Genomic DNA, 25423 nt, shown 5'->3' on the forward strand with positions numbered 1-25423 from the left:
TGATGCAGTCACATGTTGTGATTAAATATACGAACCCGCCTGTTACATAGGTTTAATATATGGATATTGCAACTCTTCTCGGGGTCGTTGTTGGTTTTGCTCTTGTTGCTGGCGCAATTTTTATGGGGGGGAGTGTTGGCGATTTTATTAACGTGCCGGGAGCTATGATTGTATTCGGTGGCTCCGGTGCTGCTATTTTTGTAACATTTCCATTGGAAGAAGTGGCGTTTGCTGTTGCAAGCGTTGTAAAAGTTTTTGCTTCCCGCCGTACAAAGATTCCGGAAGTAGTAAACACTATGGTTCGTATCGCGGAAATCAGTCGCCGCGAAGGTCTTGTTGCTCTGGAAAATATCAAGACCGAAAGCCCGCTGCTCAAAAAGGCGTGTCAGCTTATTGCTGATAACGCAGATCCAGATATTATTCATGACACATTAAAAATTGAAATTCTGTCCATGAAACGAAGACAGAATATTGCAATTGCGGTATTTAACAGACTCGGCGCTGTAGCTCCTGCTTTCGGTATGATCGGGACACTCATCGGTCTTGTTCAAATGCTTGCCCATCTGGATGACCCGTCCAGTATCGGTCCTGCAATGGCTATTGCGCTGCTTACAACATTCTACGGTGCCTTGCTGGCAAACCTGTTATTCCTGCCGATGGCCGGTAAATTAAAAGCCCGTACTTTGCAGGAAGAGGTTCAGCTGAACATTATTTTTGAAGGTGCCAAGTGTATTCTGGAAAATAACAACCCTCGCCTTGTATACGAAAAATTGAGCTCATTCATCTCTCCAGAGGACAGAAAAGATGTTCGAAGATAGAGACGACTACGCATTAGTAGATGATATCGGGGATGAGTCAGATGAAGGTACATGGCTGACGACGTTTGCTGACATGGTAACTCTGCTGCTGGCATTTTTTGTGCTGCTTTTTTCCATGTCGGTTATTGACCAGAAGCAATTTACTGATTCATTCCTTACAGTTCGGCAGGTGTTTGGCGGTGATGACCAAAATCTGTTAACGTCGCCTGTACGTCAGGATGATACAGCTATTTTGGAATCAGTCCGTCTGCAAAAGCAACTTATTGAAGCACAACGTAAAGTTTATTCAGATATCCGTACCTACCTTAACCAGAAAGGTCTGGAGGGGCAGATAGGCGCGGTGTTTGATGAAGGTGTAATTACATTGCGGCTTCCTTCTGCTGCAATGTTTGAAAATGGAAAAGTAACCTTGAGCCGCAATGGCTTTGTGTTGCTTGAAGATATGCGCCAGTTGTTCCTTAAAAACAAAGCTCAGAGTATCAACATTAAAGGATACACTGATGATTTGAAGCCAAGTGCCTCAAGTCGTTACACGGATAACTGGGAAATATCGGCATTGCGTGCGGTTAATGTTCTGCGTTACTATATTGAACGAGGCATAGAGTCTCAGAGGCTTACAGCCACAGGACTTGGTGATCTTGACCCGATTATGCCCAATACAAATGAAGCAAACAGAGCGCAGAATAGACGAGTTGAATTTGTTTTAGAAAGACGGGTGGGCAAGTAGCCATGAGTAATCTTGAATTTACTATGCCGACGGGTAATGAGCGTCGTAGAGCTTTTAGAGCAAAGGCATACGGAATTTCCGTCACCTTTGAAGAGCAAAATGTGACTTGCGATATTCTGGACGTCAGTGTAACAGGGTTCGCGATAAAAAATGAGTCAGTATTATTAAAAGAGGGCGCTGAGTACTCTGTTTCTATTCTTGTTGCAGGAAAGACGTACCTTTCCGATTTGTCTTGCAGAGTAGTCAGAATACTTGATAATGGGATAATTGGCTGCGATTTCCGCACTCTTGATCGCAGACAGGAAGCACGGCTCGACCGACTCGTGCTTGAGTTACAAAAGCGAATGATCGCTAAGAAAAGAGAAAAATCTGCAGCTGATTAGGCTGCAAAAAATCGAGGGTAATACGTGCAGAATACAAACCACAAGGTGCTGGTGGCGAACAGAGGGGAAATTGCCATCCGTATCATGCAGGCTTGTCAAAAGCTTGGTTTAGGTTTTGTCTGTGTTTACACTGCAGAAGATAGTGCTTCCGGCCATGTTCGTATGGCTAAAGAGCATGGAGGCGAAAAAAGCCTTTATCGTGTCTCTTCCTATCAGGATGCAAACGAACTCTTAGCTGTAGCGGATGAGTCAGGTGCGACTGCTATTCATCCGGGCTATGGTTTCTTTGCGGAAGACTATCGTTTTGCACGCCGTGTAACACAGCGTGAAAATAAGCTTATTTTTATCGGTCCTTCATGGAGAATTATTCGTGAACTGGGCGATAAAATTAATACTAAACGCCTCGCGCGTAGCTTGGAAGTACCAACCGTACCGGGCTCTGACCGCCCAGTGTACGACGAACTTGAAGCAGAAAAGATTGCCCGTCAGCTTTTCGAGTTTCAGGAAGAACAGGGCATTCGACGCCCAATGGTACTTGTAAAAGCTTCTGCCGGTGGTGGCGGCATGGGTATTGAAGAGGTTTATGATATTGATCTCTTTAAATCCGTATACCGTCGTATCCGCAGCTATTCTCTTCGTCAGTTCAGTGACGAGGGTGTGCTTATTGAACAGCGCATCAAAGACTTCAACCACTTGGAAGTACAGATTGTGTCCGACCGTACAGGAAAAAATCCAGTACATTTCGGCACACGTAACTGCTCTATCCAGTCTACCGGTCTCCAGAAACGCCTTGAAATTGCGCCGGGTTTCGACCCAAGCTCCATTAACTACACATTCGACGCCCAGAAAGTTCTGGACGATATTACCGAATACTCTCTCGCTATGGCGCGCAAGGTGGGCTATGATAACGTAGGAACATGGGAATGGATTGTGACCCGTGACGGTCGTCCTTTCCTCATGGAAGTTAACACCCGTATTCAGGTTGAAAACGGTGTTTCTGCTATGATTTCCCGTGTTAACGGTAAAGCTGGTGTCGACCTTATCGCAGAGCAGATTCGAGTAGGTTTAGGGGAACCTCTTGGATACAGTCAGGAGAACATCACATTTGATGGTGTCGGTATCGAATACCGTCTTATTGCGGAAAATCCGGAGATGAAATTTACTCCGTGGGTTGGTCGCATTGAGGACTTCGGTTGGGATAAACACGACTGGCTTCAGATGCATTCACACGTTCCGACGGATGTTGCATACGATATTCCGACTGAGTTTGACCCGAACCTTGCCCTTGCTATTATCTGGGGTAAAGACCTGTCTGAGGTAAAAGTACACGGCAAGGAATTCTTGAATGAACTTCGTCTTACCGGCCAGAACCAGGGCGGCGAGTCACTTAAGTCCAACGTGAATTTCCTGCGCACTAAAACCGACGAGATTCTGAAGTTTTAGTCCGGCTGCCGGAACCGTTCAGTAATGCATTATCAACCCCGCCTAGCGGCGCGGGGGAGAGTATATGGATACCGAAAAGAGAACACAGCATTTAACCGAACGTCTTACGTACATCAAAGACATCTTCGGTGATAAGCAGCAGGAAAATATCCGTCTGCTTGAAACAAAACTCGAAGAGTTCATCCAGCGTGAGAACGGACTGTCTGTTGAGGACAAGTTCGCAGCTCTCTCTACGCTCGAAGATCTTTTTGGTTTTGTAGAACGCAATCTTGAAAATGAACTTACCGCGATGGACAAGGTACGCATTGTGCGTCATTCGCAGCGTATCTGCCTTCGTGATATCTTAGAAAATGTATACGATAACTACACCGAAATCGGTGGTAAAGACGAAAACAGCATTGACCCGTCCATGCTGATTGCCCGTGCGTACATTACTCGTCGCAGCGGCAAACGCGTTTATCACCAGCCGGTTATGGTTATCGGTCAGGAAAAAGGGCACGGCGAAGAATTCCGTAACGGCGGCTCAGTTAAGCCTTGGGGTAACGCAAAAGCGTTGCACTACATGCGAGTTGCTGAAACTGAAAACATTCCTGTGCACACCTTTGTCTTCACTCCGGGGTCTTTCCCTGTTGAAGATGCTCCGGGCGCTGCTCAGCAGATCGCTAAAAACCTGTATGAAATGGCAGCACTCAGTGTGCCTGTTGTAGCAGTCTTCTCCGAAGGCGGCTCCGGCGGTGCTGAAGCTATCGGCCTTGCTGATAGTCGTTTGATGCTTTCACACGGTTACTATTCTGTAATTTCACCGGAAGGTGCGGCTGCTATTGAAGGCCGTGTCCGCGGTGGTGACAGAGCCGGTGCTGAACTTGTTGAAAAGTGTGCACATCAGCTTAAGATTACTGCTGATGATAACGTGCGCATGGGTTACATCGACCACAAGATTCAGGAACCGGCACTTGGTGCCCGCCCTTACCATTACGAATTCTTCCGCAGTCTGCGTCAGGAAGTTATCCGCGCAACTGATGAAGTTGTACTGAACGTAAAAGGATTCTCTCCTTTCCGTGCTATGGCACTGCGTCGTCGTAAAGGTAAGTCTATCGAAGATCTTGATCTTGAAAATATCCATGTACGCTGGAGCTTGAGCAGAAAGGCTCGTGCTCGTCTTATCGCCAAGCGTCATGCGAAGTTTAATAAACTCTCCAAATCTGCTTTCATCGACCGTCGCCCGATTCATCGTCGTGTGGCAGCATGGTTCGTAGAAAAAGGTTGGGATACCTATTCCTACTTTAAATACGACCTGTGGCGTTCTCATCAGAAGAAACTGATGTACGCAGTGGAAGAAGTGGATGCGGAAGCCCGTGTTCTGATGGACAAGGTTAAAGGCCCTTGGAAAAAAATTACCAAGGCTATTCCTGCCAACACTTCTAAAGCCGACAAAGAGAAAGAGCTTACAATGCTTTCTCAGTGGGATGAAGAAGATCAGGGCAAAGGCCAGTGGAGTTACATTTCTCCACGCGCTAAAGAAGACCGTGCGATCACATGTCCAAACGCAGAAACTCATGGCTGTCAGGACCTTTGGGCTCCGGATCTCTTTGGTGAGTATGCTGGTGTTTGTAACAGCTGTGGCCACCACTTCCCTATGGAATACCAGTGGTACATGCACAACATCTTCGATCCGGGTTCCATTTTTGAGTTTAATACAGAAGTAGAATCTGCTAACCCGCTCGGTTTTGAAGGCTTTGACCTTAAGCTTGAGCAGGCTAAGAATAAAACCGGTCTTAAATCTTCCTGCACCACTTTTGAGGCACGCATTAACAACGTAAAAGTTGTTGTTGCAACCCTCATCGCTCCGTTCCGCGGTGGTACTGTTGGTGCGGCAGAAGGTGAAAAGTTTGTTCAGGCTGCAGAACGTGCGAAGAAAAAACGCTTCCCGTTCATCAGTTATGTTCATGGTACTGCCGGTATTCGTATTCAGGAAGGCGTTAACGGTGTAATCCAGATGCCTCGTTGTACAATGGCTGTTCGTCGTTACATCGATGCCGGTGGTTTGTACCTCGTATTGTACGATACCAACTCTTATGCAGGTCCGCTTGCAAGTTTCCTTGGTTGTTCTCCTTACCAGTTCGCAATCCGTTCTTCTAACATCGGTTTTGCGGGGCCTGGCGTAATCAAAGAGACAACCGGTATGGATATCCCACCTGATTACCACCGTGCCCAGAAGGCTCTCAGCCGTGGTCACATTCAGGGTATCTGGGATCGTCGTGATGCACGACATAATTTATCTCAGGCGCTTATGACTATGGGCGGCCGTAACCTTTACTACAGATAGTGGAGGCTTTATATGCTCGACATTTCTAAACTTCTTGAAGAGATTAAAGCTTCTCCGTACGAAGAGCTGGTTATTACTGCTCCTCATACCGGTGTAGTATCCTTTGGCTCCATTAAAGTAGGCGACCGTGTTATCGGTGCGACCGGTACATGGGGAGAAATCCCCGGTACTCCGCTTGCAACATTGCAGCGTGAGCGTAACGATAAAATTATTCGTGCTACACAAAAGGGTGTTGTTGAGAAAATTCATACAGAATTGGAAGGTACTTTTGTAGAAGCAGGCACAGAGCTTGTTCGTCTGCGTCACTTCCTTTCCAAGGATGAAGTACTCGGCATTATTCTTAAAAAAGCTCTGTACTTGTTCGAAGCTCCGGAACGTGCAAAGTACTACTTTGCTCCGGATATCGACAGCAAGATTAAAAGTTCCGGCTCCCAGAGTGTCACAGTGCACGATGGTATGGAACTGTTCATCATGTCCCGTATGAAGCGTGAAGCACCGCTTAATTATTCTGGACCGGATGGCGTAATTTACGCTGTGTACTTCCAGCATAACGAGAACATTGATTCTGGTGCACCACTTATCGGTGTGTGCCCTCCAGATCAGCTTTCGCTTATCGAGGATGTTGTTGTCCGCGTACAGACTGAATGGACTGAACAGGAGTAAGCATGGGTAAAGTTCTGCAGGTTCGTGTTTGGGCGTCTACGTATTCAGAAGATGAAGTTCAGCGGGAATGGCCTCGGTTATACGAGTTGGCTTTTCCTAGAGAGCAGCAGCGCTATGTAGCTAAAACCGGTGTTGTCGAAATGATTGAAACACTGGTTGATGCATGTCGTTTTGCAGATTGGTCTGATGAGTTGAAGGCGTATGCCAAAGAACCGCTTGATGCTCTTTTTTCGCTCCGGCAGGAGCTTGAAGAGGCGTTAAGTGAGTGGAATCCGCAGAAAGCTAACCAGCTTACGGATAAAATAGAAGATGCATTATCAGACCTTGAAAAAGATTTACCGAACGAGTAAGAATCGTGGATAAGATTAATTTTTAAGGAGCCCTAATAATGCTGAATAAAGTGATGATCATCGGTCGTCTTGGTGCAGATCCCGAGTTGCGTTACGCGGGTAATGGTACGCCTATCGCTAACTTCAACGTTGCGACAGACGAATCCTACACAGACCGTGAAGGCAACAAACAGGAACGTACTGAATGGCACCGCGTGGTTGTCTTCCAGCGTGTGGCTGAGAACTGCGCAAACTACCTTGGCAAAGGCAGCCTTGTGTATGTTGAAGGTAGTCTTCAGACCCGCCAGTGGCAAGACCAGCAAGGTCAGACCCGTTATACTACGGAAATTAAAGCACAGCGTGTGCAGTTCCTTGATCGCAAAGGCGATGCAATGCAGCAGGGCGGCGAACGTCGTTCCTTCCAGCAGAACAACGCTCCGCGTCCACAGCAGAACAACAATTTCCAGCCGCAACAGCAGCAGTATAATTCTGGCAATGAAGACTTAGGTCCAGCATTCCCATCTGAAGCTAGCGGAATGGACGATGTGCCGTTCTGATGTAGGGACAGCTCGTCACTGTAAATAGAATTAGCGAAGTCATTGATTTGACTTCGCTTTTTTATTTGTTTACGCTTTTTACAATTGTAAATATTTTTGCGACCTGTAGGTAAGAAAAAGTGTAAACAAAATGAATAGATATAAAGTTAAAACACTAGTTTTTCCAGATGGCGAACGGCTTCCTATATTAATCAATAGGACAAGTGGAATACCTGAATTCTACCCTAATCTTTTTGCTATCACCCAACTGCGTCAGATAAACTGTGCTTCGAATACGATTGAACGGGGCTTAAGGGATCTTGCTGTGCTGTTGGACTATTTTGGTGATTTGCAGATAGACGCCGTGAAACGTGTTTGGGATGGTGAGCTGTTTACATTTGGTGAAATCGATGGATTAGCTAGATACTGCCAAAAAGCACTAAAAAAAATGAATAAGAAACAAGCCAAAAAAGTTCATTTTTTAGACCCAAAAGGTGCTAAAGCTGTTCCACTGGTTAACAAGCATACTACTGCAATTCGATTGCGTACAATCCATAGATTTTTAAAATGGCTAATTGACTTAAGGCGCACACAATATGACATAGATCCCAAACTGCGGAAAAAGTTAGATAGGGATCATACAACTGTGCTTGAGCATCTTGCGTCACGAATTCCCAAGGGAACTAGACGTAATGTCCTAAGGACAAAAGAAGCGCTTTCACCAGAACAGCTTGAATTTTTAAAGGATGTTATATCCCCTGATTCGCCTTGTAATCCATGGAAAAGCGATATCGTTAGGCATCGCAATTCATTAATTATTCATATGTTATTACGAACTGGATTACGATGCGGTGAACTTTTAGGCTTAAAAATTGACGACATAGTCTTTGAAGATAATTTTTTTGAAGTAGCCCGCCGCCCAGATGATCCTGATGACCCAAGGCGCAAGGAACCCAACGCAAAAACGCTGGATCGTCCAAAGGCTTTATCAGGTGAACTAACTGATTCTTTGTATGATTATATTATTAATATACGAAGCAAAATTCATGGGGCAAATACGCATACCTTCTTGATTGTGTCTAGTAAGGATGGTGCTCCACTAAGCCGACATGCACTTTATGATATTTTTACGACAGTTCGTGAACATGTCGAAAAATTGCCAAGTGATTTTTCAAGTCATATTTGCCGCCACACTTTTAGTACAATGTTTGCTAGGGCACTAAAAGAAAGCGGGCATGATGAAGAATCTTCACATCAAGCATTATGTGAAGAAAATGGATGGGTAACTGGTTCTGATATGCCTGCTCATTATACTAAGCCATTTATAAGAGAACAGGCGCGCGAAGCATCATTAAGCGTACAAGAAAAGTTTACACAGGAGGACTGCGGTGAATAATACAAAATTTTACTCAGAAGGAATAAATGAAGAACTACTACCTGAAGCCGCAGTAACCCAAAGTGGTGTGACATTTTACCCGCGTGAGTCTGTGTGGAAATATCGCGACGGCGTAAGAAATGTAAAACTTGATTTTAGAAGAATAGAAAATGCAAGCGCAGATATTTTGTTAGGTTTTAAATTTGCTTTAATATGGCTAGCTGAAAATAGTTCCCCTTACACTGTAGGGAATATGTTTTCGGGAGTGCAGCGCTTAGTTGGAGCAGTGTCTGACGATAAGGTTTTATTGGAAATTACAGATAAACATTTAATGAATTATCATGCATCGCTTGGAAAAAAGCACGAATATAAGTTGGGGCAATTATCTGGTTTTTTGAAACAATGGTACGCGCTTAGTGGTTTTGGTATTGCAAAAGAAGCTGTGGACTACCTAGACGAAATAAAGCTTTCAGGAAATGAAAAAGGGGTTGCAACAGCAACGTTAGATCCTGTGAAAGGTCCTTTTTCGCTCATTGAGCGCAATGCTCTTCGTACAGCTTTGGATCAGGCGTATGCTGATGGAAGTGTGGCGACTAGTGATTACCTACTCTGCTTGATATTTATGTTTTTTGGTCCACGTCCAGTTCAGGTCGCAGCATTGAAGGTTTGCGATATTAGCGTAATTGAAAAAAATGATGATTCGTTAGTCTACCTGTTAAGAATTCCATCTGCGAAAAAACGGCAAGGAATCCGTGAGCTGTCCCGTCAGTGGAAGATTGGCAGTTCATACATTGGACAGTTGTTATATCAATACGCACAGGAAATAAGGAATAACTTTGATGGCAAATTGAAAGACTTGGAACAAGCTCCACTTTTCCCCAGTGAAAAGAAAGGTGATATTTCTTCAGGGTTACTTGCATATCATAGGACAGCTAATAGCATAGGTAGCGTGCCCAAGAGGGTGTGGAAAAAACTAAATGTGAGGTCTGAACGAACAGGCTCTTTTATTCATGCTACACCTTCACGGTTTCGCGATACGGTAGGAACCGTTGCGGCAAGTGAAGGGTGGGGAGAATTTGTTATTGCTGAACTGTTAGACCATGCAGACACGCAAAATGTTGGGAATTATGTTGGTAATTCTCCTGAAATAATAAAGAGCATCGATAAAAAAATGGCTATGAAGCTTGCTCCACTTGCTCAGGCATTTGCAGGAAACCTTGCAAAGAAAGAAGACTTGCAAGGAAACAGTGATATTCAGCATGTGATTGCACCACAATATACAAAAGATTTTTCTTCAGTGGGAAAATGTGGGCAGTACAGCCATTGTTCATTTTCTGTGCCACTTGGTTGCTATACTTGTAAATTGTTTACCGCATGGTTGGACGGACCCCATGAACAGATATTGGATGAGCTGATAGCTGAACGCAAGCGGTTAGGCGAAGTGAATAATAGGGTGGCATCAGTAAACGACATTACAATTCTAGCTATTGCAGATGTCGTCGAGCAGTGTGAGCAGATTAAAAAATCTTCCGGGTGCATTGATGCCTAAAATTCTACTATTTAAACCACGCCACGAATTAGGTGCCCAAGGTAATCTTGATGCTTTTATTGCTTTCGCACGCAACGACTTAACAGCATTTGGTTCTGATTTAGATTTTGATTCATATGTTTGGGATATTACCAAGGATATTGAAATAAAAGGGAAAGGGAACCAAGTACACAGGATCTATTTTACAAAACATCACTTAGTATTGAAGAAAAAGAACGATAAGGTACCTTTTTCAAAATTTTATCTTTCCTTTGCCCAAGCTTACCTTAGAAGTTTTTACACTAAGTATAAGGTACAAAGTTTTGCTCGACAGCTTGAGGCGTTACGCATGCTTGAAATAGCGTTAACTGAGAATGGTCATGACGTGCCTATAATAAAAATTAATGCAGATATCTTGAACAGAACTGCGCAACTTTTGAAGCAAAACTACTCTCCAAAACCGGCGTATGGTGCGGGAAAACAACTTAAGTTACTTGCTGATTTTTTAGTAAAGAAGCAAATGTTACTTGTGCCATTAGATTGGAAGTCCCCAATAAAGCGCCCTGTCGAAGTCATTAGTCGCTGTAGTAAGGAAGCGGAACAACGCAGAAAGGAAAAAATGCCTTCTGAACAGTTATTGGAAGCTCTTTCGTATGTCTATGTTAATGCAACCACTGACCGTCAGATTTTGATATCATCAATTGCCGCACTTTTGTGTTCAGCACCAGATCGCATTAATGAGGTTCTTATTCTTCATAAAAATTGTGAAGTTGATGGCTTCGAAGGTGACCAAGATGTCTATGGTCACAGTTGGCGACCTGCAAAAGGTGCCAAGCCCATGGTGAAGTGGAAAATTAACACGATGATTGATACCGCGAAGGAGGCCATTGAAAATATTCGCCAGATAACAGATCCCGCACGACAAGTGGCTGAATGGTATTATGATCACCCTGATAAGATATACCTTTTGCCTGAATTTGAATATTTGAGGAATAAAGAAAAGCTAACGTTCAAAGATGTTGCTCATATTTTGTGGGGAAAGGATGGGCGTGCTGGTTCTGCTCGTGACTGGTGTGTATCCCAAAAAATAGCAAGAAGCAAAGTAGGTAATCAATTCTATGTATGTTTTGCGGATGTTGAAAAGCATATATTAGAAATGATGCTCGTTCATTTTCCTTATGTAGACAATACAAAGTTGTTATTGATGCATGAAGCAATGATGCTTTGTTTTAAAGGTACATTCGGTAAGCGTGCAAAATATGTTTGTTTAGTCGAACCTATTACAATTGGACAGGTTAATGATGGTCTAGGTATTCGCTCTAAGCATGGTAAAAAATCAATATTCGATGAGTTTGATTTGAAAGAACTTGACGGAAGCCCATTGGTTGCAACTACTCATACATTTAGACATTACCTCAATACAGTAGCAAAAACATGCGGTGTAGGGGAACTTAGAATAGCAAAATGGAGTGGACGAAAAAACCTACGACAGAATGCTGATTATGATCATAGTTTGAGAGAAGATGAATTAGCAAAGATTCGGAATGCCGTTGGTAATCTTGATAAGGCCATGGGACCCATTGCTGCTGCACCAAAAAAGAAAAATCTGATTACACGCAGTGAATTTTCAGAATTGGAAATTGCTACAGCACATACAACAGCTATTGGGTATTGTGTGCGAAATTTTGTGATGTCACCATGCACAAAGTTTATGGATTGTATTAATTGCAATGAGCATGTTTGTATTAAAGGTGACATAGAAAAGACAGCACGAATTCGACAACAGTTGCAGGAAGCAGAAGGTATGCTTCAGCTAGCTATCAAGGAAGTTGAATACAGAAAAGGTAGCCCAACGTACTGTAATGACAAAATTGACCGCTGGCTTGATCATCATAGTCAAACTGTGATGTTGTTAACAAAGCTTGTTGAAATAATGGATGATCCAAATGTTCCTTTGGGAACGGTGATTCAGCTGAGTGACGCTAAGCCTGCTTCTCGTATCGAACAGGCCACTAATGAAAAAAAAGCACTTGAAGAATCTGAAAAGAAGCCTCGTCGAGTATTGAAGCGGGGTTTAGCTTTATAGGGTGAAGGTTATGCGCAGTAATCGTTCAATTAATATTACAGAAGAATACCGAAATAAAATTATTTGGATAATTGATGGGTGGCAGGGGAAATTAACATGGGATCTGTTACTTACAAAAATTAAAAGACAAACAGGTCTGAAGTATACCCGACAAGCCTTAAGTAAGCACCCGCAAATAATTGATGCATATCAAAGGCGAAAAAAGGTAGTTACAAAAACTAAGCTAGTTGAAGAGCGAAGTGCCGCTAGCTATTCTCAGGCAGAAATCCAAGCCATTGTTTCTCGTAATAATCAGTTAAAGATAGAAAACGAACAGTTGCGTGCTCAAAATGAACGCTTAATGCTCAAGTTTGTTGTCTGGTCTACTAATGCCCATACTCGTGGCCTAACGGAAGAATTCTTGAACCGGCCTTTGAATAGTATTGATCGTGACGCAACTAAGTCCAAAGCTTCATAATATCAGTAGCTGGAGGGGAAATGGGACAAAGCGGCAAAGTTCTGAGCAAGCAGTATTTGCAGGCGTTACAAAGCTATCTTTCCAGTACATCGAAGTTGCCTATTAATGCTGATGGTACAATAAATGTTACCAAGCTTGCTGAAGAAGCAAGTGTCCCTCGGCAGTCGTTATACAAGAATCCCAAAATGAAGGCTGCACTAGAAGAAGCCCGTAAAGTCCATGGCGTTTTGAAGCGGGCTGAAGTGCAAAGTACTTCTACTAAGGCTTCCCGTAAAAAAGATAAGAAATTGTCTCTTAAGGCTGATAAGCAGGGAAGAGCATTGGAGCGTCGTGTTGAAAAATTGGAACAACAGAACGCCGTTTTAGTTGCAGAAAATTCAGACCTTCGAAAAAAGCTTGCCAATCTTCGTCAACAGCTTGGTCGTGAAGATATGACGATTGAAACAGGGCGCAGGATCCCAGTTCCTTTTGACCATGCATAATACAGTTTCACTAACAGTTCATTCGTTACTCTTTCAGGCGGTTGATGGTACAGCAATTTTTTCTGGGCATCTAGAAGACGGTAAGTCTATTCGTGTAGTTGCTCGAAGTGGCGTACTGCCGAGACAGCCTGTTGTTGGTGAACTATGGGAAATTGCCGGGCATTATCGTGAGCATCAGATTTATGGACAGCAGTTGTATGCCAGCAGTGGAAAGAATGTAGTGCCTAAAGGGGCGTTGCTCATTCAATACCTAGCAGCTCATCCAGAATTTGCTGGTGTTGGAAAAACTAAAGCTAAAGCGCTTTATGATGTGTTTGGCGACCAGCTGGTTGATATACTCAATGCCGGTGATGCAGATACTTTGACCTGTGTTGTGACCAGCAGTCTCGCTGACAGAATTATTAGCGTGTGGGCCGAACAGCAAGAAGATACGGCAGTCATAGCATTTTTAGACAAGTACGGATTTGAAGCGAATTTAGCGAATAAGCTTAAGAAGGTATGGGGTGCTAATGCCATAGCGATGCTGGAGCGCAATCCGTATTACATGTTGGCATTTTCTTCATGGAAACGTGTTGATGCTGCTGCAATGAAGATGAACATACCTATTGATGATAGCCGTCGGTTAGTAGGTGCCGTTGAAGCTGTTTTGTATGATCGATTACAAGACGGTCATACGCTGACCCCATCTCAAATGCTCCAGAACAGGCTGACGGATTTTCTTGGCAGATGGATTGATCTTGATGTCAAAACGTACGCCATTGCGTTAGCGTTAGAAGAAAATGCAATAGTTGGTGATAAAAATTTTGGATACCAGCCTGTGGGCGCTGCTGCGTTAGAACAGCGTATTGCTGGACGCATTCAGAACATGGTTCAAAAGGGGTGCTCCCCCCATTTCATGCGGGGTGCTCCAGAAAAGAAAAAGCAGATCTTAGAAGAAGTTGTTGCTAAGTGTGAAAGTGCTCAAGGCTTTCAGTTAAATCTACAGCAACAGCAAGCGTTGCATCTAGTTTTCGGTAATGCTTTTTCTGTTGTCACAGGGGGCGCAGGCGTCGGAAAGACAACGGTGCTCCGTGTCGTAAACGCTGTTGCAAAGAGGTTGGGCATTAGTGTTATTCAAATGGCACTTGCAGGTCGTGCCGCAAAACGGATGACAGAAGTTACCAAACATGACGCAATAACTATTGCCCGATTTCTACATCAAATTAAATCCAGTGAATTTGAAATACCGTCTGGTTCTCTTATCATAATAGATGAAGCATCAATGCTTGATCTACCGTCCACCTTCAGAATCCTTTCAAGTCTTCCTGACAATGTTCACGTTGTGTTCGTTGGGGATGCTGCCCAGCTTCCGCCTGTTGGCTTTGGCCTAGTGTTTCATCAGTTAGTGAAAAGTGACGTTATCCCCCGTGTTGAATTAACAGAAGTTCATCGCCAAGCAGCCGAAACTGGAATTCCCCAAATAGCAGCGTCTGTCCGGGACTCAATCGTTCCCGATCTTCCTTCATATGCCGGTAAGTCGTTAGGTGTTTCCTTTGTTGATTGTGATCAGAAAGATATTCTGTCTGTGTTGGAACGTCTGTCTACTGATTGGAATGGGAAAGAATTTCAAATTTTGGCTGCCACACGGCAAGGTGAAGCGGGTATCGAAAGAATTAATACTCATTTTTACCGTCAAAACATGGGCAAAAAGATCGTTTTTGGACAACTAAAGGTAAATGATCCTGTTATTCATTTACGCAACGATTATGATCGAAATCTAATGAATGGAACGCTTGGTCATATAGTGTCTTTCGACGGCCAAGGTGACATAGACGTGAAAGTGGATTTTGAAGGTGTAATCCACTCGTTTTCCATAGAAGAAGTATTGGAAGTTGTGGAGCTGGCCTACGCAGTCTCAGTGCATAAAGCACAGGGGAGTCAATTCCAGCGTGTTATAGTGGTTGTTACGAAGTCTAGACTGTTTGATCATGCACTTGTTTATACTGCACTTACGCGTGGTGTTGAACAGGTGGTTTTTGTAGGGGATAAGGGGGCTTTTGAAATGGCGGTGCGAAATTGTGCGCTAAGCAGTCGTCGTCAGATCGGCGAGGTTTGCTAGCAGTCAAAATTTTCTATCTAACATCTTGATAAGTTATATTACTTGGTAATACGTTGTTCGTTGTAAGTGCTTGCTGACGATTGGTCTAGACTAAAATCAAGGTGATAGTGGGATATGCATTATAAGAAATTAGAGCTAAATCACTGGCAACAGTTTGAGAATGTTAAACTAGATTTTCATGAACGTTTAACTGTTTTGACTGGTGCAAATGGAAGTGGAAAAACCACTATCCTAAGTTTATTTGCTCGACACGTTGGCTGGACAATTTCATCTCTTTCTACGCCTAAGCAAGATATAAAAACGAAAGCGATTCGATTTTGTACACGCTTATTTAAGGGCGAGGATAGAAGTCAAACACCGTCTATTGGAAACATTATTTATTCAAATGGTGTAGTTAGCAACTTAGTGATACCAACTCAAGACAGGGCACAGTATCAAATTCAAATACAAAATCAGCAAAGTGTTGACTGTATCTATATTCCTTCTCATAGATCTGCTTTTAGGTATCAGGCTGTAGGAAATATTCCGACTGCTAAGAAGACTAAGCATAATGCTTTTACAGAAGTTTCTAATGTATATAGGCAACAATATTTGGGTAATGGCACTCAACCTTGCAGCTTTATGATGAAAAATGCTTTGATTGGGTGGGCCATTAATGGATATGGGGTTACCAATACAAATAACAAAGTAATAATGGCTCGAGATGTTGAGCAAATAAGTTTTTTCGAGGGCTTCCAAAATATATTAAGAAAAATTCTTCCACCATCATTGGGTTTTAAGGAAATAGAAATTCGAAATATGGAAATCGTTTTTGTTTGTAATGACGGAAATGATGAATTTTTATTAGAAACAGCATCAGGTGGAATTAGTGCACTAATTGATATTGCATGGCAAATTTACATGTATGCCACTAAGGAACACTCAGATTTTACAGTAATAATAGATGAGGTTGAAAACCATCTACACCCGACAATGCAGCGTTCAATTCTGCAAAATTTGCTTGATGCGTTTCCCCAAGCAAGGTTTATTGTATCAACCCATAGTCCGCTTATCGTAGGATCTGTTAGGGATTCTGCTGTTTACGTTCTTAAGTATAATGAAGGTAAAAAAATAGAATCAACTCGATTGGATCTTGTTGGGCAGGCAAAGACTGCTAGCGAAATTCTTGACGAAGTTTTAGGGGTGTCATTTACAATGCCTGTATGGGCTGAGAATAATCTAACTAGTATTATTGAAAAATATATTTCTGCACCAATAACGAAATCAAGTCTTTCAGATTTAAGAAAAGAATTAACTGAATCTGGTCTTGGGAAATTACTGCCATATGCGATTCAAGAAATAGCGGAGAAAGGCGATGATTAAGTTAAATAGACCCGCTTGTCCTTACCCAGCTGCATTGGAAAATGGAAACTATAAGCATCCGAGAAATAAGGAAGCGTTGAAGAACGCAAGTTTTGATAAGTGCATGTATTGTGAAAGCAAAATTTCTCATATTGACTTTGCGCATGTGGAACACATTAAGCCGAAAGCTGACGGTAAATTTCCTGAATTGGAATTTGATTGGGACAATCTGGGATATGCTTGTCCAAAATGTAATAATGCAAAGTCTGATAAATATTATGCTGAATGTCCGTACATCAATCCTTATCGGGATGATCCTGACGAACATTTCTTTGCTGCGGGGACATTTTTATTTATAAAAAATGGTTCAGAAAGCGCTGATTTAACTATCCGGGATATAAAATTAAATAGACCAGAATTATTAGAAGTACGCTTTACTCGTATAAATGAAATTCAGAAAACATTGAACGCTTGTCATCGATGCACATCTCCTGTGCTAAAACAGCTTTTGTTAGATGAATTAGAATCAGAAGCTAGTGAAGATAAAGAATTTTCTTTTTTTGTGAAAGCGATTCTTGCGGCACATGCCGCATAGTTGATTTTTCCATATAAACCTTTTTTGCTACGATTTGTTATTAACACCCTATGTAAGGTGGAATGATGTCGCTTAATGGTAATACCGCAGCTAGATTAAAAGTAATACTTGAGAAGGTAATTGACCCGCATTTTCCCATAGGTGAGGGTGAGGTTGGTTACGAGGCATTTGAAAAGGGTTGTGATCTACTTGCGAAATTGGATGAGACTCAACAGAATTTAATATTAACATTGCTTGAGAACTATCAGTTTATCAACGTTCTTGAGTATAGTTCTTTATGTACTCAAGCAATAAAGAATATAGACTTTGGAAGATTCAGCGATATTGAATCAATAAGTATTGTTCCCTGTATTACTAAAAAAGATCATGATGCTGGTAACTATAAGAGTGGACTGGGAATCGTAAATAATTATCGCACAAAGAACTTTAAGGTGCTTATTGGAAAAAAACTTGGTTCAAAATGCGATTTAAGCCCCAAGTGTTTCTCTTCTCCTTTTAGTTATTCAAATCCTCGGAATAAGCGTGATCTGTTAATTTTTGTGGATGACTTTGTTGGAACAGGAAAAACAGCAACTAAAGCAATCGATGATTTTTTCTCAAATTCTTCAAGAAAAAAAGAAAATTTTTGTCTAACTGTTTTGGGTAGTATGCAGGACGGATACAATGTGCTTCAGAAAAAGGACTATCCATTTTATACAGTAAAGAAGTTTAATCGTGGTATTACGGATTGCCCTATTTTTAAAAAGAAAAAAGAAACGATTGAACTTATGAAGTCTATTGAAGAAAATCTGAAAAATTGTCCTAAATATTCTCTTGGATATGAGAAGTCTGAAGCATTAGTTACAATGCAGCGGACACCTAATAATACATTTCCAGTCTTTTGGGATTCAGAAACTAAAGGAGGTTTAGAATGGCCGGCACCTTTTCCTCGATTTCTGTAACTTCTTCTCCGTATTTTGTTATGCTACTTCGCCTTATAAAAGGTCATAACGATATAAGTTTTCTTACTCAAAAAGGTATTACTTACTCGGATATTTTCCATATGTTATCGGAAGGAGAAACTGAAGGTTATCTTAAACGTTCTATGAGGACTTTGATCTTGACAGAAAAGGGTGAAGAACTCATAACCAAGCTTCCAGTTTCTGGTATGAAGTCAAGTGGTTGGATAGAAGGCCCTTCAGAAGATGTTTTTTGTGAACAGATAAGCCTTACTGATGTGTTTCTTCCAACTGCAGATGATATTAAAAAATTTCCATAGGCATGACTTCTCTATTAGCCGATGCAAAGTAAAGCATGCTTTACCTAGCATGAATGGCGATTCGCCATTCTCGAACGAACAAGCTTTCAAGCCACCCACTAGGCATATTTAAAACATTCAAGGATTCACGTTTTAAACATGCCTAGTGCACGGCAGAGCCGTACAAATACATAAGTAAAATCGCCAAGGCCCGATTTCACTTATGTATTTGCCAGATCTGTCATGATAGTAATGGAGAAGTCATGCCTGATTTAAATTGGGATAAATATTTAGCTGATTTTACAAACCAAGCTAAAGACGCTCAGATGACTGATTGGGGCATCGAGCGATCAATAGCCTATGCTCATAGGTTATATTCACAGGATCTTCCGATCATTTATTCGCCAAAACATTTAAGTAGTCTTCTGGGGTATGATCTTGAATATCTACTAGGTGTTTCTAACGCTCCCCAAGTTTTTTACCGTTCGTTTTCAATTCCCAAAAGAACGAAAGGGAAACGCAGAATATCTGAACCGTTGCCGGGGCTTAAAGATATTCAATATTGGCTCGCTAATAATTTTTTTTCTTGTTTTCCTGTAAGTAAATACGCAAAGGCTTATTTGAAAAAAAGTTCTATTAAGGCCAACGCACGCTTTCACAGAAGACAACCTTGCGTAATGCGTTTGGACATCAAAAATTTTTTTCCGTCTATTAATACAAATAAGATTTTTAGACAGTTACTTGCTCATGGCTACACAACTAGTGTGTCGATGTTAATAGCGAAGTTGTGTACGCTTTATAATGAGCTGCCTCAAGGTGCTCCTACAAGTCCTGTTTTGTCTAATTTACTTATGTATAAAGCTGATAACAGGCTTGGTGCTTTTGCCCAGTATAATGGTTATCGATACACACGTTACGCGGATGACTTGTTTTTTTCCGGTCGAATAAATATTGGTAATGTTGTTCAATTTACCAAAAATGTTTTGATGTACGAAGGGTTTAATTTAAATGAAGAGAAAACCCGTGTGTATCGAAAAGGTCAGCAGCAAAGGGTGACAGGAATTGTTGTTAATGAAAAATTGCAAGCTACGCGAAAATATAGACGGCAGTTACGGCAAGACATTCATTACATAGAACGTAATGGTTTGATGGGGCATATGCTCAAGAAGAATATTACGCAGAATAATTACCCAGAACACTTAGCAGGCAAGGCGCATTTTATACTTCAGATTAATCCAAACGATAAGGATGCGAAACATGCTTTAAAAGTTTTGGAGCCTATTTTGAAACGCACTACAGGGTAATTCTCAGACGGGTCGCATTTTAATTTTGGTTTTATAAAAAGTGTAAATAAAATAGCTAATAAACGTGTTTTGTTTACACTTTTTTTGAGGGTGTCTTATGAAAGCCTTATTTTACATACACATACACCCTTGTTTGCAGTTTTTTACCTACATAACCCTTTTAACCAACGCAGGTTTTAGAAAAATATACAAACCCTCCATGAGTGTTACTCATGGAGGGTTATTTTTTTGCATAAAAAAGAACAGCATAGATTTTGTGCTGTACTTGACATGGTATATTTTGGGCGGTACTGAATTAAGGACACCTTTTGGACACGACCATAATCTATGTTGAGTTTTCAAATTATTCAAGCCGGATGTGCTGAGGGTGTGCACCTGAAATTGGAAAATATATGAAACAGACCATTGCCCTTATAGGTCCTTCCGACTCCGTGAAGGTTATGAAAGATTCCGTAATACGGTTCTTTCCTAATCTTGCGTTCAAGACCTATATTCGAGAACGAACTGAAGATTCGCATGAGGTGCTTGAGTTAAGCCAGAGCGAATGCGATGGTTTGTTGTTTTCCGGTATTGGGGTTCAGGAAGCGTGTAAGGCACGAGGTGTTATTACTAAGCCGTATGCGCAGATTGAACGTGGTGCGTATAGTCTCATGCGTGTGTTTTCTGAAATTCAACACAGCGGGTTGCCGTTGGGGCGAATCAGCATTGATGTTGTGAAAGAGAGTGTTCTGCGCGAAGTTTTGCGTGAGTTCGGTGTGAGTTTTGAAAAGGTCTATTCTATGCCTTTTTCTGTACAGCACCGCGAACAGGAGTTTCATGACTGGCATAGAGACTTACTGGACTCCGATGAAGTTGATGTTACTGTGACAGGCTTCGGTTCAGTATATCAACAGTTGATAGAAGCAGGACATCCTGTATTTCGCATGTTGCCAAGCGCCTTGCAGGTTCGTGAGACAATAACCCATTTACTTGGAGATATTTCGGCACGTGATCTGCGTTCTGCCGGCATTGCTATCCAAATTATCGGGCTTTGCCGTAACGAAGAACACGCCATCAACCAGTATGACCGAATGAAAGATGAAGGGCGTTTCTTTTTGGAGATGCTTGATTATGTTCGGGCAGTGCAGGGCAGTTTATTTTCGATTGGTAAACGGGAATATGTAATATTTTCTACTCGAGGCGTTATTGAAGCGCCTGAACATCTTGAGATGTTTAAGCACCTTCTTGATTGGGGGCGCGGGAATAATATTCGTGTAATCTCTGGAATCGGAATCGGAGCAACAGCATTTGAAGCAGAAAAGTCTGCGCAAAAAGCATTGGCTAACAGCCGTAAGTTGCCAGATGGTGGGGTTTTTCTTGTCCACGATGATCATATTCAAGGACCATTGGGGGAGCAGGATGAACTTCAATATCGGACACGTATTGAGGACACGACTCTTTTACGGATGGCAAAAGAGATAGGTATCAGTCCAAGCTACCTCGATAGAATACGAGCTATTATGGACAAGACAGGGAAGAGCACCTTTGATGCGGATGACCTTGCAGCATGTTTAAGTATTGGTGAACGCAGCGCGCGCAGAGTGCTTAAGAAATTTTTAGATAGTGGACATGCTAAATTAGTGGGCAAAGAAAATTCACATCAAGTTGGTCGTCCAAAAAATATGATAAAAATTACCATTTAATATTTTTATGGGTTAATTTCGGACATGTTTTTGACATGTCCGAAATATATGAACGTTTGTTACCATCAAATGAGGAGGGCTATATCAGAAGACAGAGAGGGGTTGTGTAGACCTGTTGTTTTGAAGGAGGCCGCATCAGCTTATCGTATATGCTGGTGCCAATACACAGGGTTTTAACGTTAGGAAATGAGTATGTTAGAAGCAATTAAGAACGTAAAAGTACACCTGCTTGTTCTTGCGCTGGTGGTTGGCGCAGAATTCATAGGTATTCTTAAATTTGATGTGGGACCGGGTAAACTTGTACTGCTGCCAATGTTGTATGCTGTTTTCCTTGGTACCTTTTTAGGACCAAAATTTCTTAAGGTCGTTAATGACAAAGATATGGACAACGCGAGTGCCTTAGTAAGCTTGACTCTTATGCTGCTTATGGCTCGTTACGGTACGCTGGTTGGCCCTAAATTCTTTGAAATTTTGAAAGCTGGTCCGGCTCTTATCTTACAGGAATTCGGTAACATCGGTACGCTGCTTATCGGTATTCCAATTGCGATGTTCCTTGGCCTTAAGCGTGAAGCTGTGGGGGCGGCTCACTCTATTGCCCGTGAGCCGAACGTAGCATTGATCGGTGATATTTATGGCTTAGACTCTGCTGAAGGCCGCGGTGTAATGGGTGTATACATTTGCGGTACAGTGTTCGGCACTATTTTCTTTGGTCTGGCTGCATCTATGTTGAGCATATTAAACTGGTTCCATCCATATGCATTAGCAATGGCTTCCGGTGTTGGTTCTGCAAGTATGATGACTGCTACCGTGGGCAGCCTTTCTGCAATCTACCCAGAAATGGCAGACAAAATCCAGGCATTCGGTGTCGCAAGTAACACACTTTCCGGTCTGGATGGTGTATACATGTCAATGATCATTGCTTTGCCGATGTCTAACAAGCTTTACAAGATTCTGTACCGCATTAAGTTCGGTACCCCGCAGGAGGGCAAGTAATGAATAAAGTCACTGAATCTGCAATTGTACTCCTGATCGTTGGTGCTATTACACTGATCGGTAACTGGATAGGCTACGGTTTCGGTATCATGGAAGCTCTTCCCGGCATGGCGGTGCTTGTAGGGATCTGCATTCTTGGTGTGCTTGCAAACAAGTACATCTATAACCTGCCGACAGTGTTATATGTTATTACGTTCGGTATGATCATTACCATGCCTGGCGTTCCCGGACACGAGATGTTTGCCGGATGGGTTGCGAAAGTAAACTTTCTGGCTTTAACCACTCCAATCCTTGCCTATGCCGGTGTCGGTATCGGGAAGGACTTGCCTGCACTGAAAAAAACAGGATGGCGTATCGTGGTTGTCAGCCTGTTTGTTATGACTGGCACATATGTCGCTTCTGCCGGTATTGCCCACGTTGTTTTGAAATTCCTTGGAGAAATCTAAATGATTTTGAAGCCTGAAATAGAGGTTTATTTTGAGGAACTAAAAAGTATCCGACAACACCTGCACTCCTGTCCGGAGGTAGGGCTGGAAACGAGCGAAACAGTAGCTTTTATTAAAGGCAAACTGGATGAGTTTGGTGTCGGGTATGAAGACATCGGCGTAAATTCGCTGTTGGCTAAGATTGAAGGACGGGGGGCGGGTAAAACTGTTGCTTTTCGTTCTGACATGGATGCTCTTGAAACTGTGGAGGAAACTGGACTTCCCTACCAGTCTACAGTCAAAGGGCGCATGCATGCCTGTGGGCATGACGGGCACACAACAACAATGTTGGCGTTTGCCCGCTATCTGGCAGAACATGGCGAGTTCGAGGGGACCGTACTCCTTCTTTTCCAGTCAGGAGAAGAAGGATACGGTGGGGCATTAAAGGTTATTGAAGACAACCTGTTTGAAAAATACAGTATTGATTATATGTTCGGTCTTCATAACTGGCCGGGGTATGCAGAAGATCAGGTTGTGGTTCATTTCGGTGCCTGTATGGCATCTGAGGATCGTTTTGATCTTGTAATCCGCGGTAAAAGCGGGCACGCCTCGGTACCTCATTTGTGTGTAGAGCCGTTTGCGGCTGTTGCAGACTTTGTTAAAGGTGCACAGACCATTATTCCACGCAGGATTTCTGCACACGATAAAGCTGTAATCAGCATCACTCAGGTTCATGGCGGCAGTGCATATAATGTCATTCCGGATGAAGTCATTATTCGTGGTAACGTGCGTACCACAGACGATGACGTTCAGGATCTCATTGAGGAATCTCTCGGAAAATTGGCGGATGGTATTGCTGAAATGTATCAGGTGGAAACACTCTTTACGTATAATCGAAAACATCCAGTGTTGATGAATTCAACACCGGAGTTGGCAGTTAATGCCGCTGCACGGGTTGTGGGTAAGGAGAATGTTTTGACACAGGAGCTTCCTGCAATGGGAAGTGAAGACTACGCGTTCTACATGCAGAAAACAAAAGGATGTTTTGTGTGGGTAGGGAATGGTGTAGATTCGCCTGTGATCCATAACAGTAAATACGACTTTAACGATACAGCAATACTTGTCGGAAGCTCTGTTTTTGTAGAGCTACTGAATGAGGTCATGCAGCTGCCGTAGTGCATGCTGAATAACCGCTTCGCTAAACGCTAAACGTTAACAGACGTCAAACAACCGTACTTTTGAGGCTGTCCGGCGCTCTGAGCTTTTCAGAGTCTGGGCAGCCTTATTTTATAGAAGGTGATAGTATGGATTCTTTAAAAGAACTCTATAAAATTGGTAATGGTCCCTCAAGCAGCCACACAATGGGACCGCAGAAAGCTGCTGAAATTTTTTTAAAACGCTGTCCGAATGCTTCAGGATACCGAGTCACCTTGCTTGGTAGCCTTGCGGCCACGGGCAAAGGGCATTTGACAGATTGGATTATTGAAAAAACACTCGGGGCACAGCGCACAGAAATAGTGTGGCGTGCAGACGAGGTTCGTCCATTTCATACTAACGGTATGGTGTTTGAAGCACTAAATGAACAGGGTGTCGTGAGTTGTGAGTGGGAAGTGTACAGCGTTGGTGGAGGTACAATTGCCGAGGCAGGTGCTTCCAACAGGGGGGCAGACGCTCTGTATCCTCATACAACATTTGCTGAGATTATGTCGTATTGCCGTACTCATGATTTAGAATTGTGGCAGTACGTTGAAGAACAGGAAGGGCCTGAAATATGGTCGTTTCTTGAATTGATATGGGAAGCAATGCTGACATCCATTGAGAGGGGATTGAATCGTACAGGAGTGTTGCCTGGTGAGCTTCGATATCCACGTAAAGCCAATACGTTTTTTAAAAAAGCACGTACTCATTCTGGACGATTGAATGGTACGGGTAAAATTTTTGCTTACGCGCTTGCTGTCTCAGAAGAAAATGCTTCTGGCGGCAAGGTGGTAACGGCTCCTACATGCGGCTCTTCAGGTGTAGTTCCTGCTGTACTTCGCTCTTTGCAGGAAGAATATGGTTTGGACAAGCAGGAGCTTTTGCGCACCTTGGCTGTCGGGGGACTTATTGGAAACCTTGTGAAGGAAAATGCTTCCATTTCCGGCGCAGAAGTCGGCTGTCAGGGCGAAGTCGGTACTGCTTGTGCCATGGCAGGTGCAATGACTGCGTATGTTTTTGGTGGTACTCTGATGCAGATAGATTACGCTGCTGAAATGTCGCTTGAGCATCATCTCGGCATGACCTGTGATCCGATAGATGGTTATGTTCAGGTTCCATGTATTGAGCGGAATGCCGTTTCAGCTGTGCGGGCAATTAATGCTGCTGAATATACAATGTTGACGGATGGAGAGCACCGGATAAGCTTTGATCAGGTCGTGCTTACCATGGCCGAAACAGGACGTGATTTGAAATGCGGGTATCGAGAAACTTCGTTAGCAGGATTGGCGAAATACGGTTGCAAGGGAAATTGCGGCGGTGGTTGTTAGTTGAGTTTCTAACGTTTGCGGCAGGCCAAACAGATTTACCATGAAATAGACTGAGATTGATGTCCTGACA

At 42.7% G+C, this 25423-nt stretch carries 24 protein-coding genes; all 24 read left to right on the forward strand.

The window, feature by feature from the left end:
* Positions 1-59: 59 nt before the first annotated feature.
* The 24 genes from QZY95_RS08710 (at position 60) to QZY95_RS08825 (ending at position 25353) form a co-directional block, all read left to right on the forward strand.
* The gene (locus QZY95_RS08710) at positions 60-818 is read left to right on the forward strand and encodes a motility protein A (RefSeq protein WP_160714630.1); all 759 of its coding nucleotides are present in this window, start codon (positions 60-62) and stop codon (positions 816-818) included.
* Positions 805-1545: a flagellar motor protein MotB gene (locus QZY95_RS08715; RefSeq protein WP_290922291.1), complete on the forward strand. Its 741-nt coding sequence runs from the start codon at positions 805-807 to the stop codon at positions 1543-1545. The genes QZY95_RS08710 and QZY95_RS08715 overlap by 14 nt, the downstream gene beginning before the upstream one ends.
* 2 nt (positions 1546-1547) lie before the next feature.
* Entirely contained in the window at positions 1548-1928 is a 381-nt protein-coding gene (locus QZY95_RS08720; protein WP_290922294.1) for a PilZ domain-containing protein, read from the forward strand.
* A gap of 24 nt (positions 1929-1952) precedes the next feature.
* Positions 1953-3371 carry a biotin carboxylase N-terminal domain-containing protein gene (locus QZY95_RS08725; protein WP_290922297.1) on the forward strand — a complete coding sequence of 473 codons (1419 nt, stop codon included), beginning with the start codon at positions 1953-1955 and terminating at the stop codon, positions 3369-3371.
* 64 nt (positions 3372-3435) lie between these two features.
* Complete coding sequence (locus QZY95_RS08730; RefSeq protein ID WP_290922299.1) at positions 3436-5697, forward strand: carboxyl transferase domain-containing protein; 2262 nt, start codon at positions 3436-3438, stop codon at positions 5695-5697.
* Between the two features lie 12 nt (positions 5698-5709).
* Positions 5710-6360 carry a biotin attachment protein gene (locus QZY95_RS08735; protein ID WP_290922302.1) on the forward strand — a complete coding sequence of 217 codons (651 nt, stop codon included), beginning with the start codon at positions 5710-5712 and terminating at the stop codon, positions 6358-6360.
* 2 nt (positions 6361-6362) lie between these two features.
* Positions 6363-6710 (forward strand): hypothetical protein, encoded by a 348-nt coding sequence (locus QZY95_RS08740; protein WP_290922305.1) that lies wholly within the window; start codon positions 6363-6365, stop codon positions 6708-6710.
* Positions 6711-6748: 38 nt separating this feature from the next.
* Positions 6749-7246, forward strand: a complete 498-nt coding sequence (locus QZY95_RS08745) for a single-stranded DNA-binding protein (protein WP_290922308.1) — start codon at positions 6749-6751, stop codon at positions 7244-7246.
* A 130-nt stretch (positions 7247-7376) separates the two neighbouring features.
* Entirely contained in the window at positions 7377-8621 is a 1245-nt protein-coding gene (locus QZY95_RS08750) for a site-specific integrase (protein WP_290922311.1), read from the forward strand.
* The gene (locus QZY95_RS08755; protein WP_290922314.1) at positions 8614-10149 is read left to right on the forward strand and encodes a site-specific integrase; all 1536 of its coding nucleotides are present in this window, start codon (positions 8614-8616) and stop codon (positions 10147-10149) included. The genes QZY95_RS08750 and QZY95_RS08755 overlap by 8 nt, the downstream gene beginning before the upstream one ends.
* A complete protein-coding gene (locus tag QZY95_RS08760; protein ID WP_290922317.1) occupies positions 10142-12214 on the forward strand; it encodes a hypothetical protein in 2073 nt (690 codons plus the stop codon). Before QZY95_RS08755 ends, QZY95_RS08760 begins: the two co-directional genes overlap by 8 nt.
* A 10-nt stretch (positions 12215-12224) precedes the next feature.
* On the forward strand, positions 12225-12671 hold the full coding sequence (locus tag QZY95_RS08765) for a hypothetical protein (protein ID WP_290922321.1): 447 nt from the start codon (positions 12225-12227) through the stop codon (positions 12669-12671).
* 20 nt (positions 12672-12691) lie between these two features.
* Positions 12692-13153, forward strand: a complete 462-nt coding sequence (locus tag QZY95_RS08770; protein ID WP_290922324.1) for a DUF6262 family protein — start codon at positions 12692-12694, stop codon at positions 13151-13153.
* Entirely contained in the window at positions 13146-15251 is a 2106-nt protein-coding gene (locus QZY95_RS08775) for an AAA family ATPase (protein ID WP_290922327.1), read from the forward strand. Before QZY95_RS08770 ends, QZY95_RS08775 begins: the two co-directional genes overlap by 8 nt.
* Before the next feature lie 114 nt (positions 15252-15365).
* Entirely contained in the window at positions 15366-16613 is a 1248-nt protein-coding gene (locus QZY95_RS08780; RefSeq protein ID WP_290922330.1) for an AAA family ATPase, read from the forward strand.
* Positions 16606-17187, forward strand: a complete 582-nt coding sequence (locus tag QZY95_RS08785) for an HNH endonuclease signature motif containing protein (RefSeq protein WP_290922334.1) — start codon at positions 16606-16608, stop codon at positions 17185-17187. The genes QZY95_RS08780 and QZY95_RS08785 overlap by 8 nt, the downstream gene beginning before the upstream one ends.
* Positions 17188-17252: 65 nt before the next feature.
* Positions 17253-18128 (forward strand): hypothetical protein, encoded by an 876-nt coding sequence (locus QZY95_RS08790; RefSeq protein ID WP_290922337.1) that lies wholly within the window; start codon positions 17253-17255, stop codon positions 18126-18128.
* Positions 18098-18445, forward strand: coding sequence for a hypothetical protein (locus QZY95_RS08795; RefSeq protein WP_290922340.1), 348 nt, complete (start codon positions 18098-18100; stop codon positions 18443-18445). Before QZY95_RS08790 ends, QZY95_RS08795 begins: the two co-directional genes overlap by 31 nt.
* Before the next feature lie 242 nt (positions 18446-18687).
* A complete protein-coding gene (locus QZY95_RS08800) occupies positions 18688-19728 on the forward strand; it encodes a retron St85 family RNA-directed DNA polymerase (RefSeq protein ID WP_290922344.1) in 1041 nt (346 codons plus the stop codon).
* Between the two features lie 392 nt (positions 19729-20120).
* Positions 20121-21410, forward strand: a complete 1290-nt coding sequence (locus tag QZY95_RS08805) for a hypothetical protein (RefSeq protein ID WP_290922348.1) — start codon at positions 20121-20123, stop codon at positions 21408-21410.
* Positions 21411-21602: 192 nt separating this feature from the next.
* Positions 21603-22403, forward strand: a complete 801-nt coding sequence (locus tag QZY95_RS08810; protein WP_290922351.1) for a DUF3100 domain-containing protein — start codon at positions 21603-21605, stop codon at positions 22401-22403.
* Positions 22403-22849: a hypothetical protein gene (locus tag QZY95_RS08815; protein ID WP_290922354.1), complete on the forward strand. Its 447-nt coding sequence runs from the start codon at positions 22403-22405 to the stop codon at positions 22847-22849. Before QZY95_RS08810 ends, QZY95_RS08815 begins: the two co-directional genes overlap by 1 nt.
* Complete coding sequence (locus QZY95_RS08820) at positions 22850-24004, forward strand: amidohydrolase (RefSeq protein WP_290922357.1); 1155 nt, start codon at positions 22850-22852, stop codon at positions 24002-24004.
* Positions 24005-24132: 128 nt separating this feature from the next.
* Complete coding sequence (locus tag QZY95_RS08825; RefSeq protein WP_290922360.1) at positions 24133-25353, forward strand: L-serine ammonia-lyase, iron-sulfur-dependent, subunit alpha; 1221 nt, start codon at positions 24133-24135, stop codon at positions 25351-25353.
* Positions 25354-25423: the final 70 nt, after the last annotated feature.

The sequence above is a fragment of the Halodesulfovibrio sp. genome, assembly GCF_015482765.1.
GTDB lineage: Bacteria > Desulfobacterota > Desulfovibrionia > Desulfovibrionales > Desulfovibrionaceae > Halodesulfovibrio.